This is a genomic window from Kangiella sp., assembly GCF_048265365.1.
GTDB lineage: Bacteria > Pseudomonadota > Gammaproteobacteria > Enterobacterales > Kangiellaceae > Kangiella.
Genome location: NZ_JBLXBT010000001.1, coordinates 781,685 through 796,533, shown reverse-complemented (window position 1 = coordinate 796,533; position 14,849 = coordinate 781,685). Strand labels below are relative to the sequence as shown.

19 protein-coding genes are annotated in these 14,849 nt (G+C 44.2%); 7 read left to right on the top strand and 12 right to left on the bottom strand.

The genetic code is table 11. The features are described 5' to 3' along the window. The first annotated feature begins 53 nt into the window (after nucleotides 1-53). The 7 genes from radC (at nucleotide 54) to ACN0VI_RS03790 (ending at nucleotide 3,881) form a co-directional block, all read left to right on the top strand. Nucleotides 54-728, top strand: coding sequence for a RadC family protein (gene radC / locus ACN0VI_RS03820; protein WP_331893049.1), 675 nt, complete (start codon nucleotides 54-56; stop codon nucleotides 726-728). Nucleotides 729-940: 212 nt separating this feature from the next. Beyond that, complete coding sequence (gene rpmB / locus ACN0VI_RS03815) at nucleotides 941-1,177, top strand: 50S ribosomal protein L28 (protein ID WP_015781237.1); 237 nt, start codon at nucleotides 941-943, stop codon at nucleotides 1,175-1,177. A gap of 12 nt (nucleotides 1,178-1,189) precedes the next feature. Further along, nucleotides 1,190-1,345, top strand: a complete 156-nt coding sequence (gene rpmG / locus ACN0VI_RS03810) for a 50S ribosomal protein L33 (RefSeq protein WP_015781238.1) — start codon at nucleotides 1,190-1,192, stop codon at nucleotides 1,343-1,345. 173 nt (nucleotides 1,346-1,518) lie between these two features. Beyond that, nucleotides 1,519-2,328 carry a bifunctional DNA-formamidopyrimidine glycosylase/DNA-(apurinic or apyrimidinic site) lyase gene (mutM, locus tag ACN0VI_RS03805; protein ID WP_331893047.1) on the top strand — a complete coding sequence of 270 codons (810 nt, stop codon included), beginning with the start codon at nucleotides 1,519-1,521 and terminating at the stop codon, nucleotides 2,326-2,328. A gap of 128 nt (nucleotides 2,329-2,456) precedes the next feature. Then, nucleotides 2,457-2,873, top strand: coding sequence for a biopolymer transporter ExbD (locus ACN0VI_RS03800; RefSeq protein ID WP_331893046.1), 417 nt, complete (start codon nucleotides 2,457-2,459; stop codon nucleotides 2,871-2,873). 181 nt (nucleotides 2,874-3,054) lie between these two features. After that, nucleotides 3,055-3,471 (top strand): biopolymer transporter ExbD, encoded by a 417-nt coding sequence (locus tag ACN0VI_RS03795; protein ID WP_331893045.1) that lies wholly within the window; start codon nucleotides 3,055-3,057, stop codon nucleotides 3,469-3,471. A 98-nt stretch (nucleotides 3,472-3,569) separates the two neighbouring features. Beyond that, entirely contained in the window at nucleotides 3,570-3,881 is a 312-nt protein-coding gene (locus tag ACN0VI_RS03790) for a DUF3301 domain-containing protein (RefSeq protein WP_331893044.1), read from the top strand. A 49-nt stretch (nucleotides 3,882-3,930) separates the two neighbouring features. On the opposite strand, the gene ACN0VI_RS03785 is transcribed toward ACN0VI_RS03790, so the two are convergent. From ACN0VI_RS03785 to aroK, 12 genes are all read right to left on the bottom strand, one after another. Further along, the gene (locus tag ACN0VI_RS03785) at nucleotides 3,931-4,308 is read right to left on the bottom strand and encodes a YkgJ family cysteine cluster protein (RefSeq protein WP_331893043.1); all 378 of its coding nucleotides are present in this window, start codon (nucleotides 4,306-4,308) and stop codon (nucleotides 3,931-3,933) included. A gap of 115 nt (nucleotides 4,309-4,423) precedes the next feature. Then, nucleotides 4,424-5,185: a patatin-like phospholipase family protein gene (locus ACN0VI_RS03780; protein ID WP_417445827.1), complete on the bottom strand. Its 762-nt coding sequence runs from the start codon at nucleotides 5,183-5,185 to the stop codon at nucleotides 4,424-4,426. Between the two features lie 78 nt (nucleotides 5,186-5,263). Beyond that, complete coding sequence (locus tag ACN0VI_RS03775; RefSeq protein ID WP_331893040.1) at nucleotides 5,264-5,524, bottom strand: YfhL family 4Fe-4S dicluster ferredoxin; 261 nt, start codon at nucleotides 5,522-5,524, stop codon at nucleotides 5,264-5,266. Nucleotides 5,525-5,630: 106 nt separating this feature from the next. Beyond that, nucleotides 5,631-6,113 (bottom strand): pantetheine-phosphate adenylyltransferase, encoded by a 483-nt coding sequence (gene coaD / locus ACN0VI_RS03770; protein ID WP_331893039.1) that lies wholly within the window; start codon nucleotides 6,111-6,113, stop codon nucleotides 5,631-5,633. Nucleotides 6,114-6,154: 41 nt separating this feature from the next. Continuing rightward, nucleotides 6,155-7,708, bottom strand: a complete 1,554-nt coding sequence (locus ACN0VI_RS03765) for a GMC family oxidoreductase N-terminal domain-containing protein (RefSeq protein ID WP_417445826.1) — start codon at nucleotides 7,706-7,708, stop codon at nucleotides 6,155-6,157. Continuing rightward, nucleotides 7,695-8,279, bottom strand: a complete 585-nt coding sequence (locus tag ACN0VI_RS03760; RefSeq protein WP_417445825.1) for a hypothetical protein — start codon at nucleotides 8,277-8,279, stop codon at nucleotides 7,695-7,697. The genes ACN0VI_RS03765 and ACN0VI_RS03760 overlap by 14 nt, the downstream gene beginning before the upstream one ends. Before the next feature lie 12 nt (nucleotides 8,280-8,291). Beyond that, the gene (locus ACN0VI_RS03755; RefSeq protein WP_417445824.1) at nucleotides 8,292-9,674 is read right to left on the bottom strand and encodes a coniferyl aldehyde dehydrogenase; all 1,383 of its coding nucleotides are present in this window, start codon (nucleotides 9,672-9,674) and stop codon (nucleotides 8,292-8,294) included. A gap of 110 nt (nucleotides 9,675-9,784) precedes the next feature. Beyond that, the gene (locus ACN0VI_RS03750) at nucleotides 9,785-10,783 is read right to left on the bottom strand and encodes a hydrolase (protein WP_331893033.1); all 999 of its coding nucleotides are present in this window, start codon (nucleotides 10,781-10,783) and stop codon (nucleotides 9,785-9,787) included. Nucleotides 10,784-10,800: 17 nt separating this feature from the next. Next, complete coding sequence (hemE, locus tag ACN0VI_RS03745) at nucleotides 10,801-11,868, bottom strand: uroporphyrinogen decarboxylase (protein ID WP_417445823.1); 1,068 nt, start codon at nucleotides 11,866-11,868, stop codon at nucleotides 10,801-10,803. Nucleotides 11,869-11,943: 75 nt separating this feature from the next. Continuing rightward, nucleotides 11,944-13,173: an SPOR domain-containing protein gene (locus tag ACN0VI_RS03740; protein WP_417445822.1), complete on the bottom strand. Its 1,230-nt coding sequence runs from the start codon at nucleotides 13,171-13,173 to the stop codon at nucleotides 11,944-11,946. Between the two features lie 12 nt (nucleotides 13,174-13,185). After that, nucleotides 13,186-14,268: a 3-dehydroquinate synthase gene (gene aroB / locus ACN0VI_RS03735; protein WP_331893030.1), complete on the bottom strand. Its 1,083-nt coding sequence runs from the start codon at nucleotides 14,266-14,268 to the stop codon at nucleotides 13,186-13,188. Nucleotides 14,269-14,281: 13 nt separating this feature from the next. After that, complete coding sequence (aroK, locus tag ACN0VI_RS03730) at nucleotides 14,282-14,806, bottom strand: shikimate kinase AroK (RefSeq protein WP_331893029.1); 525 nt, start codon at nucleotides 14,804-14,806, stop codon at nucleotides 14,282-14,284. Nucleotides 14,807-14,849 lie beyond the last annotated feature (43 nt).

Here is a 14,849-nt window from a genome sequence, read left to right as displayed (position 1 = left end):
AGACTATTTATCATTCGTCACTTTCAAAACTCACCACTAGAACAGGGAATACCATGAAAATAATGGAATGGCCGCAGGATGAAAGGCCAAGAGAACGACTATTACGCCAGGGCCCGCAAAGCCTCTCAGATGCAGAGCTTTTAGCCATTTTCCTGCGCACAGGAACACAAGGCCTTAATGCCGTTGATCTGGCTCGTCATCTTCTCGGAGAATTTGGTAGCTTACGCGCGCTGCTTGAAGCTGACCTGAAAAAATTCACCAGCCACCTTGGCCTTGGCAGTGCCAAATATTGTCAATTACAGGCCTGTTTAGAGCTTTCCAAGCGCTACTTACAGGAGAACTTGCAACACAGCCAGTCATTCAGCAACCCTAATGACGTTAAACTCTATTTAAAGAGTCTGCTGAGCCATCACAAGCGTGAACAGTTTGTTGCTCTGTTCCTCAATAACCAACACCAATTGCTAGCCTCAGAAACCCTATTTCTGGGCACCATAAACAGCTCCGAAGTGCATCCTAGAGTGGTCGTCGAAAAAGCCCTGACTTATCATGCAGCTGCGGTTATTCTGGCTCATAACCATCCCAGCGGTTCACTTGAACCCAGCCCATCTGATCGACATATCACTGATAAGATTCAAGAAGCGCTTGGCTTGCTGGATATCCGCACACTCGATCATATCATCGTCGCCCAAGGCGGTAGCTATTCCTTTGCCGAGCACGGGCTACTATAATTAATGATCGAACGACTACAGATTCCTAAAATCAGTCGCAAATGACTAAATTCAACAAATTAGCTCGGAAACAGGCCATTTGATCTGAGTTTTGTTGTCAAGCAGGCTGCTTTCTGGTATAAAGTGCGCCCAATTTGAAGAGCTGCGATGTCCGAATATCCAACATCGTGCCCTTAAACCGTTTTTTTTGAGTTATTTTTTGGAGGCTATCCATGGCTAAGGTTTGTCAGGTAACAGGTAAGCGCCCAGTGACCGGTAACAACGTGTCACACGCTAAGAACAGAACCAAGCGTCGCTTCTTGCCTAATTTGCATTCTCACCGTTTCTGGGTTGAGAGTGAGAAGCGTTTCGTTAGATTACGTGTATCTGCAAAAGGTATGCGCGTTATCGATAAAAAAGGTATCGATACTGTGCTTACTGAATTGCGTGCTCGTGGCGAAAAAGTATAAGGAGCGATAGAGATGCGCGATAAAATACGTTTAGTATCAAGTGCCGGTACCGGTCACTTCTACACTACAGACAAAAACAAGAAAAACATGCCAGGTAAAATGGAGATCAAAAAGTTTGATCCAACTATTCGCCAGCATGTTATCTACAAAGAAGCAAAAATTAAGTAATTTCGCTTAACCGGTTCTTCAAAGAATCGTTAAGTTATTTTAAGTAATCACTTAAGTTTTCTGCCTCCAAGAAAACGCTTCTGTGTACACAAAAGCCCAGTTTACTCTGGGCTTTTTGCGTTGTAATCGCTACTATGACCCATCGGTTATGAAACAGCTCCCTTTGAAATCTAATGCCTGAATTACCCGAAGTAGAAACTACCAAAAATGGCCTGGCACCACATATCGTTGCTAAACAGATCACAGCCGTTAATATCTATCAGCCACAATTACGCTGGCCTATTGCTGAAGAAGCTAAGGCATTAGTAGGTATCGTGTCCGGTGAGATAGAACGACGTGCTAAATATATGCTGTGGCACTTTTCAACCGGTAGCTTAGTCATGCACTTAGGAATGTCGGGCACCATGCGCGTAGTGAGTACTCAAACCGCCCTAAAGAAGCATGACCACTTTGAAGTGGTCTTTGATGATAATAGCGCCTTGCGCTTTAACGACCCACGTCGCTTCGGCGCTATACTATGGCAACCGCAAGGCGAAACTCTTAGCGTACTCAGCCAGCTCGGCCCAGAGCCCTTAAGCGACGATTTTAATGGGAAATATCTGCACCAGATGTTAGCCAAGCGCAAAGGGGCCATCAAGAACTCCATTATGGACAATAAAGTGGTGGTTGGCGTCGGCAATATTTACGCAAGTGAATCACTTTTCATGAGTGGTATACATCCTAAGCGCGCAGCTAATAAAGTCAGTCTGGCACGTTGCAATTTGCTGGCTGGCTTTATCAAAAGCGTGCTGCAAAAAGCAATTGGTGAGGGTGGGACAACCTTAAAAGACTTCACACAAACAGATGGCTCGCCGGGATACTTTGCTCAGCAGCTCAATGTTTATGGTCGTGCTGACTTGCCTTGTAATCAATGTGGCACCGTCATCAAAAAACAGGTCATAGGCCAACGCTCTAGCTTCTACTGCCCCAAATGCCAACGATAAACCAGGCGCTAATGCGGCTCCGGAACGCTAGCTTCCTTGTAAAACTTCTGCTAAGTTGAAGGCGTGCCTTTTAAGTAGACGTCTAAAAGGCTTTATGCGCTACAGTCAGAGATACAAGGAGCCAAGCCATGTTAAAGCAGACAAAAAACAAAACTTATCAAGCAACAAGCTCAGAAGCGAAAGTGGATATGACCTCCCTGCTGGATATCGTCTTCATAATGTTACTCTTCTTCATCGTTACCACCAGTTTTGTTAAGACCCAGGCGGTCGATGTTGCGCAGCCAAGCAACCAATGTAAAGCCAACTGTGAGCGAGATGAAAAACCGATACTGGTCAGTATTAATGAGGATAGTCAGGTTATTTTTGACAATAGAATCATAGACATAGAAGCCGTTCGTGCCAATATCGAAGGACAGTTGGTTAATTCACCACAGGCTTCACTGCTAATTCGTGTCAATGAAATGGCTCAACATGAAGCGCTTATCGGTGCTTTAGACCAGGCTAAGCAGGCAGGAATTCAACAGGTTAGCGTTACACGCTGGTAAGCATCATAACTGAATTGGATTTTGCTAAATTTACACTAGACATTTAGTTCTGGATCACATTTAATGTGCCAGCTATACTTAATGAATTGGTGAATTTGTCGCCCAAATGTAACTTTGTAGGGCTGACTTTGTTGAATAAGCTTAGTCATACAAACAGGCAGAGCGATAGGATTAAAGACATATGCGTAATAAAAGAAATAGAGAAGATGATGAAACCTCCATCGATATGACACCGATGCTAGACATTGTGTTTATCATGTTGATTTTCTTCATCGTAACAACCTCATTTGTTAAAGAGGCAGCGGTAGATATAGCGCGTCCTACAACCAACCAGGACACGACTCCACCGGAAAACCCTCCACCATTGATTGTGGTTTCAATTGATGATGCGAGTAATGTCATTATGAACGAACGTACCATCGATAAAGAAGCTATTCGAGCCAATATCGAAACACAACTGGCTGTAGACCCGCGCTCACCAGTTCTGGTGCGTGTGCATGAAGATGCTTATAACGAAGTACTGATTGCTGCGGTCGACCAAGCCAAAGAAGCAGGCGTAACTAAAGTTAACGTCGCAAAATGGATTGTTGCCAAATAATCTGCGGTTTATGGTTTAAAGAAAGGCGGCATTAGCCGCCTTTCTTTTATTATAAGCGTCTTATCTAAGCCCACCATCTAACAACAGAAGTTCCATAAATGTTGAATTTACTCGTCATTTTAGCAATCGCCCTGAGTATTGGCTTTTGGCTTTACAACAGTCGCATTAGCGAGCAGGCACACAAGGCTGCGCTAAGAGCCTGCCAAGATGCTTACGTACAAAACCTTGATGGCTACGTTGCACTAAAGAAAGTGTATTTCGACAAAAATTCAGAGGGCAAATGGCGCTTTCTTCGACGCTATCAATTCGAGTTTGCCACAGACGGTGCCAAGCGCTATGTGGGCCACGTCATTATGCAAGGTCGTTGGCCGATCATTGTTGAAATGGAGTCACCACAAGAGCCTGTTTAACATCCCTCCTTCTTTGAGCTAACAGCTCTCCTTAACCGTCACAATACCACTAGGCAACAATTTCAACTTCGCCGTTAACAGGTACAGGTTCAATCTGCACCACATGAATAGGCACAAGTCCGTAACGCGCTCGCGCACGGTCACAGGCAGAGTTGACGCCATCAACATTAATCTCAAAATCTCGACAAGGACTTGGCCGATCGCTATAAATGCTACAGGTTGCATCTTGGCCTACGGTTCCGACCAATGCCACACAGCGTGGGTTTGACGCTTGGGTACCCGACATGCAGACTCGCTGTGGGCTGATTTTCTCAGTTAACTCTGCTGGAACTTTGCCATAGGGTGCCAGAGTAGTTTCACCCCAATAAAAAGATACTCGAAAGGTCGCGCAACATGCGCCACAGGTAATACAAGGATTCGTGCTCATCGCTTAACAGAACGCCAAACAGACACACAACAAAAGGAACAGCTATTCTAAATGAGGGAAAAGAATTCTGTCTACAAATCTTTCAGTAGCTGAAGGCATTAACAACAAAAAATCGTTAAGATGCCAAACTGATAGCACCATCCGCTATAGGCATCTCCAAAGCGCGCTTCGCTGCAGCATATGCTTTCTGATAGGCTGTTTGACCAATCTCTAACTTGAATGGTCCTGAGCGAGGCAAGTCATGGATAACCAGGCTGGTTAAATTGTCGCGCACCGGAACCTGTATCGCAGAATCATTTTTACGGCGCCAGGGTGATTTTGAGGCTATATGATGATAAAAAATCCGTTCTCCCTGCTCCGTTCCTTCAAGAGCCGGTCGATCCTGTATACCGCCATCCAGCAAACGATGACTATCAATAACAATGGGCTGGAACATAAAGGGGATCGCGCAGGAAGCATATATCGACGAAACCAGGTCACCATGTTGTAAGACTCGCGTCTGCTTGTTTTCCATTGAGTAGGCTGACAGCACCAACTGTGCACGACAGTCAGAGAAATCATTAGCCGACAAAGAGTCTTTTAGCAGCTGACGGAATTTATCGCCTTTTAGCAAACCTAATCCTAATCCCGGGTCCCAAAAATCCGAACGCTTAAGACCAAATAGAAGCGATTTAATATCGTCTGAACTCATTCCGCCCGCCCAACACCCGGCAATCAGAGCGCCGGCACTGGAACCGGTTAATTTTTGCGGTAACAGTTGAGCTTCTTCCAGGGCCTGCATTAATCCAGCATGAGCAAAAAAGCCGAAAAAGCCTGAGGAGAGAGTCAGGGTAAATGGTTGCTCCGCAAGCCATTCTTTTAGAAGGGAATTAGACATTGAGGGTATTAATTCACTCGGAGAAAATCTGTCAAAAAAGGCGACTTTCGTCGCCTTCTAATTTCTACACAGGTAACATTAACCAACGAATTTATTGCCCGTTAGCTTTTCGTACTTAACAATCAATTCATCGTTAGTTTCTGGGTGTTCTTCATCCAATGGAATACAATCCACCGGGCACACCTGCTGACACTGTGGTTCATCATAATGACCCACACACTCAGTACACTTATCAGGATCGATTTCATAGATCTCTTCGCCCTGATAAATGGCCTCATTGGGACATTCAGGCTCACAAACATCACAATTGATACATTCGTCAGTAATTTTTAATGCCATAAGGATCTTTAATCTCTATTACGCAAGTCGCCCTGCCATTATCGCTTATATAACGCTCAAGTTCGAGTATTCAAGCCATAATATTTTTGTATAAAGAAGTCACCAATCAAGATTCAAACTTTTCTAACAAGGACTGCTTAACTCGCTCATCAACAAAAGCAGAAATATCACCGCCCAAAGACGCCACTTCGCGCACCAAAGAAGAGGAGATATAAGAGTATTTCTCAGATGGAGTTAAGAAAATAGATTCCAGGTCAGGATCAAGGTGACGATTCATATTGGCCAGTTGAAACTCAAACTCAAAGTCCGAGACAGCTCGAATGCCACGCAAAATCGCTATCGCATTATTCTCCTGAGCAAAATTTGCCAACAGCCCACGAAAGCCTAAAACTTCCACCTGGGGGTTATCGGCAAATATCATACGCACCATATCAACTCGCTCATCCAGACTAAATAATGGCTTTTTGGACGGGCTATGGGCAATCGCAATAATTACCTTATCGAACAGGCGACAGGCACGCTCCACCAGGTCCATATGACCCTTAGTGATGGGATCGAAAGTCCCTGGGTATAAAACGGTTTTCTTCATAATATTGACACAAGATCAAAAGGCCATCTTACTGAAAAGCTCTATGAAATCCTAGAGGTTGCAGCCAACTGACTGGCTAGCTTTGCCACCAGTGCATAAATAGACAATTGTGGGTTAGCCCCTATGCTGGTCGGAAAAATTGAGCCATCAAAGATATAGAGGCCTTTAAGTTGATGAAAACGCCCTGTCTCGTCAACCACAGAGCGCTTTTCATCACTACCCATGGCACAACCACCCATAACATGAGCGCTGAATACCAGAGCTTTAAGAGACTCCATCGGCAACTGTTCTATGGCTGATTTTGCCTGCTGCCAGTCATTATAAGGCTGCGAGTATAAGTGAAGAGGTAACACTTGCTCTGCGCCCGCTGCAAACTGCATTTCAGCCATTGTCAGCAATGCTTTGCGTGCGCTACGCCAGAAGTAATCATTGAGCTCATAATTCAATTTTGGATAACCATAGTCATCCAGCATCACCTCACCGCCGACACTGCGCTCATCAAAACCATCTCGTAGCAACGCAATCGAGCCCTGAATATGCGGAAACTGTTGCATCAAGTCAAAATGCTGCTGGCCAAAGTTTGTTAATACGGTTGAGGTTAATAGCGGATGAAGTGGCGCAGCTTCAATCTTAAAACCCATCTCGTCATTGTCAGGCCATAAGAAATGATCGCTGTAAATACTTTGCGGAGCTCCAGCATAACCATTAACTGCTTTAGGCATAATTGCTGCGCTAATGACTGTCGGATGCAGAAATGTTCTTTTCCCAATCAGTTTATGGGGATCAGGAACCTGTGAACGTAATAGAACAGCTGGAGAACCAATAGCACCGGCGCTTAATATGACCAGTGGTGCTAGCACACGAATTCTGGAGTTTTGCATTGGCTGCCCAAAGTCATCCATTGCCACCAGTTGACAACCCGTCACTTTATTTTGCTTGTAATCAATACGTTCGACCCTGGCTTTATAAATTAGCCGTGCCCCAGATTTCAACGCTGCAGGGATAGTTGTTGTTAGCATTGATTGCTTCGCATTAATCGGGCAGCCCAATCCACAATAACCCAGATTGGCACAACCTTTAACATTTCGCGCAATAGTTGAATAAGACCAGCCCAACTCTTCGGCACCGTTTGCAATAGTTTGATTATTGGCATTGGCTGGTACTTGCCAAGGTTCAATATTCAATCGCTGCTCCATTGTTTCAAACCAGGGAGTGAGCGACTCTTGATTATTAGCCTCTATGCCAAAATTGTTTTTCCAATGAAGTAAGGTTTGCTCAGGTGTTCTAAAGCTGGTAGTCCAGTTTACCGTAGTTGATCCGCCAACCGAACGCCCTTGCAGAATATTGATCGCTTTATCTATGGTCTTACGCCCCGCTGACTCTTGGTAGAGTTGTGGGTAAGCATCTTTCTCGCGCATTTTAAAGTCACGCGCCGTCTTAAGTGGGCCTTCCTCAATCAGCAAAACCTGGAAACCGGCTGCAGCAAAGATTTCTGCGCTAACCCCACCACCTGCACCACTGCCAATAATCACAACATCGGCTGACAGGCTTTCCTGTTGCAATTCTGCAGCGTCTATGGCGTTAGAAATCTTCATAAAAGGATTCGGGTAAATTGAATTGAGGAGGACCAGGATAACCAATCGACTCCCAACTCATTGGCTCACCATAATAGGAGCCAATAATAATTTGATGCAGGCCGAGGTAACCGGTGCGAAGCAGTGCCAGATAGCTCTCCTGCCAACTGGATAAGAAATACTGTAACGAGTTTATGCTGGCTTTATTCCAACGCGTCCAAATACCCGCAACTAGAGCCTTACTTAACTGAAAGCTAAGCAGGCTGAAGAGCTGTCTTAATTCATCCTGTGTCGATTGTGGCAAACCACTGATAGCACCATCGATGTTTCGTAATACTACAAACTTGGACTTTTCATCGCCAGGCTGTACTGCAGGGTAAAGGTAAGCGGGAATAATGGCCCATAACAATAATCGCTCATCAAGATTCAAAAAACGATAAGGATAGTCGTCACTTTCCAAGACTTCGACAGACTCCGTTAATGACAACTGCCACAGGCTAACACCCGAGGCGATGGCAAGGCTGCCCCACAAAGTACCTTTAAGAATGGTGCGGCGAGTATTATTGACCTTAGCGTTATCGTTTTTCTTCATCATCAACTTCTATTATCGACCTCTCATCAATCGATAAAGTAATTTACTGAGCTTGCCATAAGGCGGGTAAATCAATTTAGAACTGGCAAAGCGAGATTGCTTAAAGATACTTTTCGCATGAGAAAAAGTTTTGAATCCTTCAATGCCATGATAATGGCCCATTCCGCTCGGACCAACACCACCAAAAGGTAGATTTTCCTGACTAACATGCAGGATAGTATCGTTTACTGTGACGCCACCTGAATGAGTCTCGGTCATCAGCCGCTGATAGTTATCTTTATTATTCGAGAGTAGATACAGTGCTAGCGGGCGAGGTCGTTGCTTAATGGACTTGATAACGTCATCGATCGAATCAAAGAAAAATACAGGCAAAGATGGACCAAATATCTCTTGCTGCATGATTAACATATCGTCGCTGGCAGCAAGTACCAAGTGTGGCGGCTGTTTTCTACCGGTAGTTTCAGAGTCACGAAACAGCGGCACCAGATCAGCACCTTTCTCTTTAGCATCATCAAGCAGTGTTTGATGGCGCTCCCACTGCTTATTATTAATCATTGCCGTATAGTTGCTACGCTTCCAGTTAGGATAAAATCTTCTAGCGACCGACTGGCAGCTATCAACAAAACTTTCTTGGTGAGACTTGTGAACAAAAAGATAATCTGGCGCCAGGCAAGTTTGGCCGGAATTCAGTAACTTGCCAAACAATAACTTTTCAACGGCTTTTTCAAGCGGATAGTTTTCATCAATTACAGTTGGCGATTTACCACCTAACTCCAGCGTAACCGGTGTTAAGTTCTTACTGGCAGCCGCCATCACTCTCCTGCCAATGTCGGTTGAACCAGTAAACAGAATATGATCAAAAGGTAACGCAGAAAAATGGGCTGCAACCTCAGCGTCCCCATTAACTACACTAATCCATCCTTTAGCAATGTGTTTATTGCAAAGCTCTGCAAATAACTGACTAAAACTCGGAGTAAACTCGGACATCTTTACCATCACCCTATTACCGGCTGCAACGGCTGCCACAATGGGGCCAATGGCAAGATAGAGCGGATAGTTCCAGGGCACGATAACGCCAACCACGCCTAGCGGTTGATACATAATGCTCGCCGTTGCCGGCTTAAACCAAATGCTGACCTTTCGTTTTTCAGGTCGAATCCAGCTTGTGATATTGCTATAAGCGTGTTGTATGGTTTTTATAGAGGGAAATATTTCAGCAATCTGGGTTTCAAATGGTTCACGGTAAGAAAAATCTTTATTGATTGCTTCAATAATTGACTTCTCATTTTTGAGTAGCATTTTTTTAAGTTGCTTTAAAACTCTACGTCGTTCTTGAATAGCAGGATAGGGCTGCTCAAAGGCTAATTGTTTGAAATGGTTAAACACCTGTTCCATTGCTATGCTTCATATAATTTATAATGAACTCAGCATAGCAAATTTTCGATGGAAATCTATAAGCAATTTAGGTCAGGAGGAACTTCACATTACCGACTAAAGGAAGCCGACTAAAGGAAACGATCAAAGTAATCAAGAATTGTTTTTTCGAGAAAGAAGCTAGCATTGCCAATACTGGCTTCGTTAACAAAACCAACATGGCCACCATGAGAGCTTACTCTTAATTCCAGACAATCAGCCAATTGCTCATCGCTTGGGATGATATCCGGTGACATGAAAGGGTCATCTTGAGCATGCAAAATTAAAGCTGGCTTGGTAATAGTTTTTAAATAATTAATGCTCGATGCTTGGCGATAATAATCTTCTGCATCTTCAAACTCATTAAGTTTTGATGACACGCGATCATCAAACTCTCTAAATGAACCAATCAGCATCAAGTCTTTTAGGGTTAAATTGAGTTTTTTTAATAACTGGTCAGGTTCAAATTTGGCCGCAATTTTGCGTTTCAGCGCGGTCAGAAGGTAGTGCTTATAAATTTTGGAGAAGCCTTGATCGATTGAATCAGCGCAAATGGATAAGTCAAACGGCGTTGAAACAGCGCAACCAGCAGTAATATTAGCTCTATCACCCTGTTCACCTAACCACTTCAATAGCACGTTGGCACCTAGAGAATAGCCGGTAACAAATATCTTGTCGTTTTGCTTTTCAATATTTTGCTTGGATTTAATTTCGGCTTGTACATGCTGCAAGACCTGATGTAGATCTTCGCTTCGTCCTGAATGGTAAGTCTTATCAAGTCGATTCATTTCGCCACTACAGCCGCGCCAATAAACCAACACGCCGCGCCAACGACGCTGATGGATTTTAAACAACATTCTGCGCAAGTATGGTGAATCAATGCCACCTTCCAGACCATGCAGCAAAACAACCGTTGGAGCATTGCGATTGGGGTTCAACCAGTCGATATCAATGAAATCACCATCCTCAAGCTCCACTCTTTGGCGATGGAGCTTAGGTAATGGGATTTTTGGGCTCAGTGGAGCCCAGAAGGTCTGCAGGTGACGATTGCTAAGCCACCATGGCGGATTGAAGTCACTTTCCTTGCGCATACTAATTTACTTTGCTGTTATGAATGATATGCCTTACTCAATTCGTGCACTGAATTAATAAACACGCCTGCTTTAGCGGGATTAACGGTCTGGTGTATACCATGACCTAAATTAAATACATGGCCAGAACCTTTACCGAAACTCTCCAAAATTGTCGCTACTTCTTCTCGAATACGGTCGTCAGCTGCATACAGTATGGATGGGTCCATATTGCCCTGCAGTGCAACTTTACCAGCCACTTTAGCTCTTGCATCAGCTAAATCTGTGGTCCAGTCCACACCCAGACAATCACACCCTGTTGCTGCCATCAGATCCAGCCATGCACCACCACCTTTGGTAAACAAGGTTACTGGGATCCTATGGCCTTCATGCTCACGTTTCAACCCATCAACAATTTTCTGCATATAGCGCAATGAAAACTCCTGATAATCTCTCGGGCTTAGAACACCACCCCAGGTGTCAAAAATCATCAAGGCTTGTGCGCCCGATTCAACTTGGGCGTTAAGATATAAAATAATGGAATCGGCTAATTTGTCCAGTAGTTGATGCATCACAGCTGGTTCGCTGTACATCATGCCCTTAACTTCGGAAAAATTCTTAGTGGTGCCACCTTCGACCATATAAGTGGCCAGTGTCCAAGGACTGCCAGAGAAACCAATTAATGGCACGTCGCCTTTAAGTTCACGACGAATGGTTGTCACAGCATCTGTGACATACTTGAGTTCCTGATTCGGATCCGGAATAGGTAATGCTGAAACATCCGCTTTTGTTCTTACGGGATTACGAAAAGCCGGACCTTCTCCAGGAGTGAAATACAAGCCTAAACCCATAGCATCCGGAATGGTTAATATATCCGAAAAAAGAATGGCGGCATCAAGAGGATAACGGCGTAATGGCTGCAGTGTCACTTCACACGCCAACTCAGGATTGGTGCATAAATCCATGAAGCTACCCGCCTCGGCACGTAATTCGCGATATTCAGGCAAATAGCGTCCTGCCTGGCGCATCATCCAAATGGGGGTTCTATCGACGGGTTGTTGTAAACAGGCTTTAAGGTAACGATCGTTTTTTAGCGGGTGGCTCATAGTATTGTCAGTTAGCCATTGTCATGGGAGCTATTATAAAGATTATAACAAGCTAAAACAGCCCAATATTCTATTTTACTGACTTATCTCAGTGGCAATCGCTGAAAAAGGTCTAATCCAGGGTTGCTGATTTAAGATGCGCTTAGGAAGTGACGAAATGGCTTGCTCTGCTTCGGCGCGAGTTGCATAAGAACCCCATAGTACCCTGTAACGCACTTCATTATTGACTGTGGCCTTGTAGACATAGCTGTCAGCCAGATCCAGGGATTGTTGAAACTCATCAGCAGCTACTTGCCTGGAGTTTGAGTAAAGTTGAACGCTGTAGTGATCGCGCGATTGCGAATCGAACCACTTTTCAAACTCTGGCTTTGCAGCAACGACCAGCTCTGCTGGGGTTGGCTCAGGGTCTGACAAAGCTATCTCGGCAATCGGATCTACCGTTTCACTTTCTAACTCAACCTGGTCAGATTCATTTGAATCCAAGACAGGCTCGTTAGCATCACTTTCTTGCGCGGGACTATCCACCGGGGCTTCTTCGATGACCTGCAACTTCTGATTCTGTAGATTGGTTGATTTAGGCTCTTCTGAATCAGTCACGAAAAGGGCAATGACAAACGCTACCGCCGCAACAGCCAATACGGCAGTCGTCCACCAGCCTTTATCCGCTTTCTCGAACGACTCATTACTCTCGTATCCACTGACCAGTCGCTGCATACTTTTCTCTGCTTGCTCAATAATAAACTTAGGCAAGCCTTTTGAAGCATACCAGATGGTATCACTCTGCATTTGCGATAATTGCATCATCTTAGGCCAGTCATGCAATTGCTTTAAAAGAAATTCATAACAGTCTTGCTTAGTAAACAGCGGCAACATGACGTGATTATTATAAAAGTCAGAAACTCGTTCACTGGTTCCGGCTTCACCCAGTAACAGCCAGAACACATTATCATTTGGCTCAGTTAAATGTACCAAAAGGCTGGTTGAAGCCTCATGCACATCATCAACCACAACTACCAAGGGTCTTTTACGCTCTTTTGGCAACTGGTTATAAATCTGGTCAAAGGTACTTAAAGGATGGACTTGTACACGTTGGCAATCAACAGACTCATCCAATAACAGACGCTTCTCAAGTATCAAACCAAAGGTACTTTTGCCTGCACCAAACTCGCCTTCCACTAAAGTATAACCGCTGTTCATAGCTTTATGGCGGATCACGGAAATTAACCGCTTCCAGCTGTCCGGTAAAAACAGGACTCTTTGCTCTTTAGCAAATGGATTTTTATTTTTTGTCAGTTGAAGTGCCATGGTTAGGATCGCTTAGCTCATTTCTCTGATTAAAAACTGTTCTACTTCTTCGATATGTACAGTTCTATCAATCATAACCTGCCCCACTTTTTCAGGCAAAACAAGGGTTAACATTTCGCTGGTATTCTTTTTATCTAAGCGCATTGCATTAGCCAGTTCGGTAGCAACTAAATGTCCGGGGATCGTTGTGGGCAATCCAAACTGCTGGATTAAACTGACGATCCTTTGTTTGTCTGATAATGACAAATGCTCTTGTTGATGGCTGAATTTAGCTGCAAGACACATTCCAATCGCTACAGCCTCTCCGTGTAGTAGTTCTCCGTATCCGGCACAGGTTTCAATCGCATGCCCAAAAGTATGTCCCAGGTTCAACCAGGCACGAACTCCTTGCTCCTTGGCATCCAGAGCAACGATATTAGCTTTTATTCTACACGCCCTTTCTATCATCTCAGCCAATACATTCTGCTCAAGCGACAAAATAGATTGCGCATGATCTCCTAACCACTCAAAAAAACTGTTATCCGCAATTATGCTGGCTTTTATGATCTCACTAATTCCGCAAAGATATTCTCTCTTAGGCAAGCTGCTTAAAGTTGAAATATCAGAGACAACCAAACTTGGCTGATGAAATGCGCCAATAAGGTTTTTGCCCAAAGGGTGGTTGACGGCTGTTTTGCCTCCAACCGATGAGTCAACTTGGGACAATAAAGTAGTTGGAACTTGGATAATCGCCATTCCACGATTCAGGGTGGCTGCCGCAAAACCAGCTATATCACCGATGACGCCACCGCCGAGGGCAATGACCGTATCATTACGACGCAAACGAACTGATATCATCTGATGCAATAACATTTGCCAAGAGTCTAATGTTTTAAACTCTTCACCATCAGGCAATAAATAGGTGTGGACTTTATAGCCACTAAGGGCTTGCTTGAGGGTATTTAAATAGAAAGGGGCGACGGTATCGTTTGAAACTATAAAGACAGTATCGCTTTTTAAAATGTCGGCGAAGATCTCTTGTTTTAAAAGATCTTCACCAATGAGAATCTTGTAATGAGATTGTTCCGTTGCAAAAGATAAGTCAATGTTTTTCAATGGCTTATGGCTTTTAAGCTATAGGTTGTTCCATCAATTCAACGATTTCTTTAGCCACAGACTTAACAGAGCTGATATTGGTTGCAACGGTTAAATCTGCAATTTCCAAATACAGTGGCTCACGCTCTTTCATTAATGCCTCTAATGTTTCGCGTGGATTATCGTTTTGAATCAATGGTCGTCTTTTATCACGTCGAGTTCTTTCTAATTGTTGCTCAATAGAGGTTTCTAAGTAAACCACCACCCCTCTGGCCGCCAGAAAGTTGCGACTTTTATCTGAAACTATAGCACCACCACCAGTAGCTAATACAATGCCTTGGCGCTGCGTCAGCTCTTCCAGTACAGCTTCTTCTCTTTTACGGAAGCCATCTTCGCCCTCTATATCAAAGATCCAGTCAATAGGCGCACCGGTACGTTCCTCAAGCTCATGGTCACTATCCACAAACTCCAGTTTCAAAATTTCGGCCAATTGCTTGCCGATTGTAGTTTTACCGGCACCCATAGGGCCCACTAAAAAGATATTGCGCTTACCTTTCATTGTATTTTTTGAACTCTTCGATTACCAAAACAGATAAAAACCA

Bases quoted from the DNA above. Each gene is read 5' to 3' on its own strand.
- radC (WP_331893049.1), top strand. From the start codon at position 54: ATGAAAATAATGGAATGGCCGCAGGATGAAAGGCCAAGAGAACGACTA.
- rpmB (WP_015781237.1), top strand. From the start codon at position 941: ATGGCTAAGGTTTGTCAGGTAACAGGTAAGCGCCCAGTGACCGGTAAC.
- rpmG (WP_015781238.1), top strand. From the start codon at position 1,190: ATGCGCGATAAAATACGTTTAGTATCAAGTGCCGGTACCGGTCACTTC.
- mutM (WP_331893047.1), top strand. From the start codon at position 1,519: ATGCCTGAATTACCCGAAGTAGAAACTACCAAAAATGGCCTGGCACCA.
- ACN0VI_RS03800 (WP_331893046.1), top strand. From the start codon at position 2,457: ATGTTAAAGCAGACAAAAAACAAAACTTATCAAGCAACAAGCTCAGAA.
- ACN0VI_RS03795 (WP_331893045.1), top strand. From the start codon at position 3,055: ATGCGTAATAAAAGAAATAGAGAAGATGATGAAACCTCCATCGATATG.
- ACN0VI_RS03790 (WP_331893044.1), top strand. From the start codon at position 3,570: ATGTTGAATTTACTCGTCATTTTAGCAATCGCCCTGAGTATTGGCTTT.
- ACN0VI_RS03785 (WP_331893043.1), bottom strand. From the start codon at position 4,308: ATGAGCACGAATCCTTGTATTACCTGTGGCGCATGTTGCGCGACCTTT.
- ACN0VI_RS03780 (WP_417445827.1), bottom strand. From the start codon at position 5,185: ATGTCTAATTCCCTTCTAAAAGAATGGCTTGCGGAGCAACCATTTACC.
- ACN0VI_RS03775 (WP_331893040.1), bottom strand. From the start codon at position 5,524: ATGGCATTAAAAATTACTGACGAATGTATCAATTGTGATGTTTGTGAG.
- coaD (WP_331893039.1), bottom strand. From the start codon at position 6,113: ATGAAGAAAACCGTTTTATACCCAGGGACTTTCGATCCCATCACTAAG.
- ACN0VI_RS03765 (WP_417445826.1), bottom strand. From the start codon at position 7,708: ATGAAGATTTCTAACGCCATAGACGCTGCAGAATTGCAACAGGAAAGC.
- ACN0VI_RS03760 (WP_417445825.1), bottom strand. From the start codon at position 8,279: ATGAAGAAAAACGATAACGCTAAGGTCAATAATACTCGCCGCACCATT.
- ACN0VI_RS03755 (WP_417445824.1), bottom strand. From the start codon at position 9,674: ATGGAACAGGTGTTTAACCATTTCAAACAATTAGCCTTTGAGCAGCCC.
- ACN0VI_RS03750 (WP_331893033.1), bottom strand. From the start codon at position 10,783: ATGCGCAAGGAAAGTGACTTCAATCCGCCATGGTGGCTTAGCAATCGT.
- hemE (WP_417445823.1), bottom strand. From the start codon at position 11,868: ATGAGCCACCCGCTAAAAAACGATCGTTACCTTAAAGCCTGTTTACAA.
- ACN0VI_RS03740 (WP_417445822.1), bottom strand. From the start codon at position 13,173: ATGGCACTTCAACTGACAAAAAATAAAAATCCATTTGCTAAAGAGCAA.
- aroK (WP_331893029.1), bottom strand. From the start codon at position 14,806: ATGAAAGGTAAGCGCAATATCTTTTTAGTGGGCCCTATGGGTGCCGGT.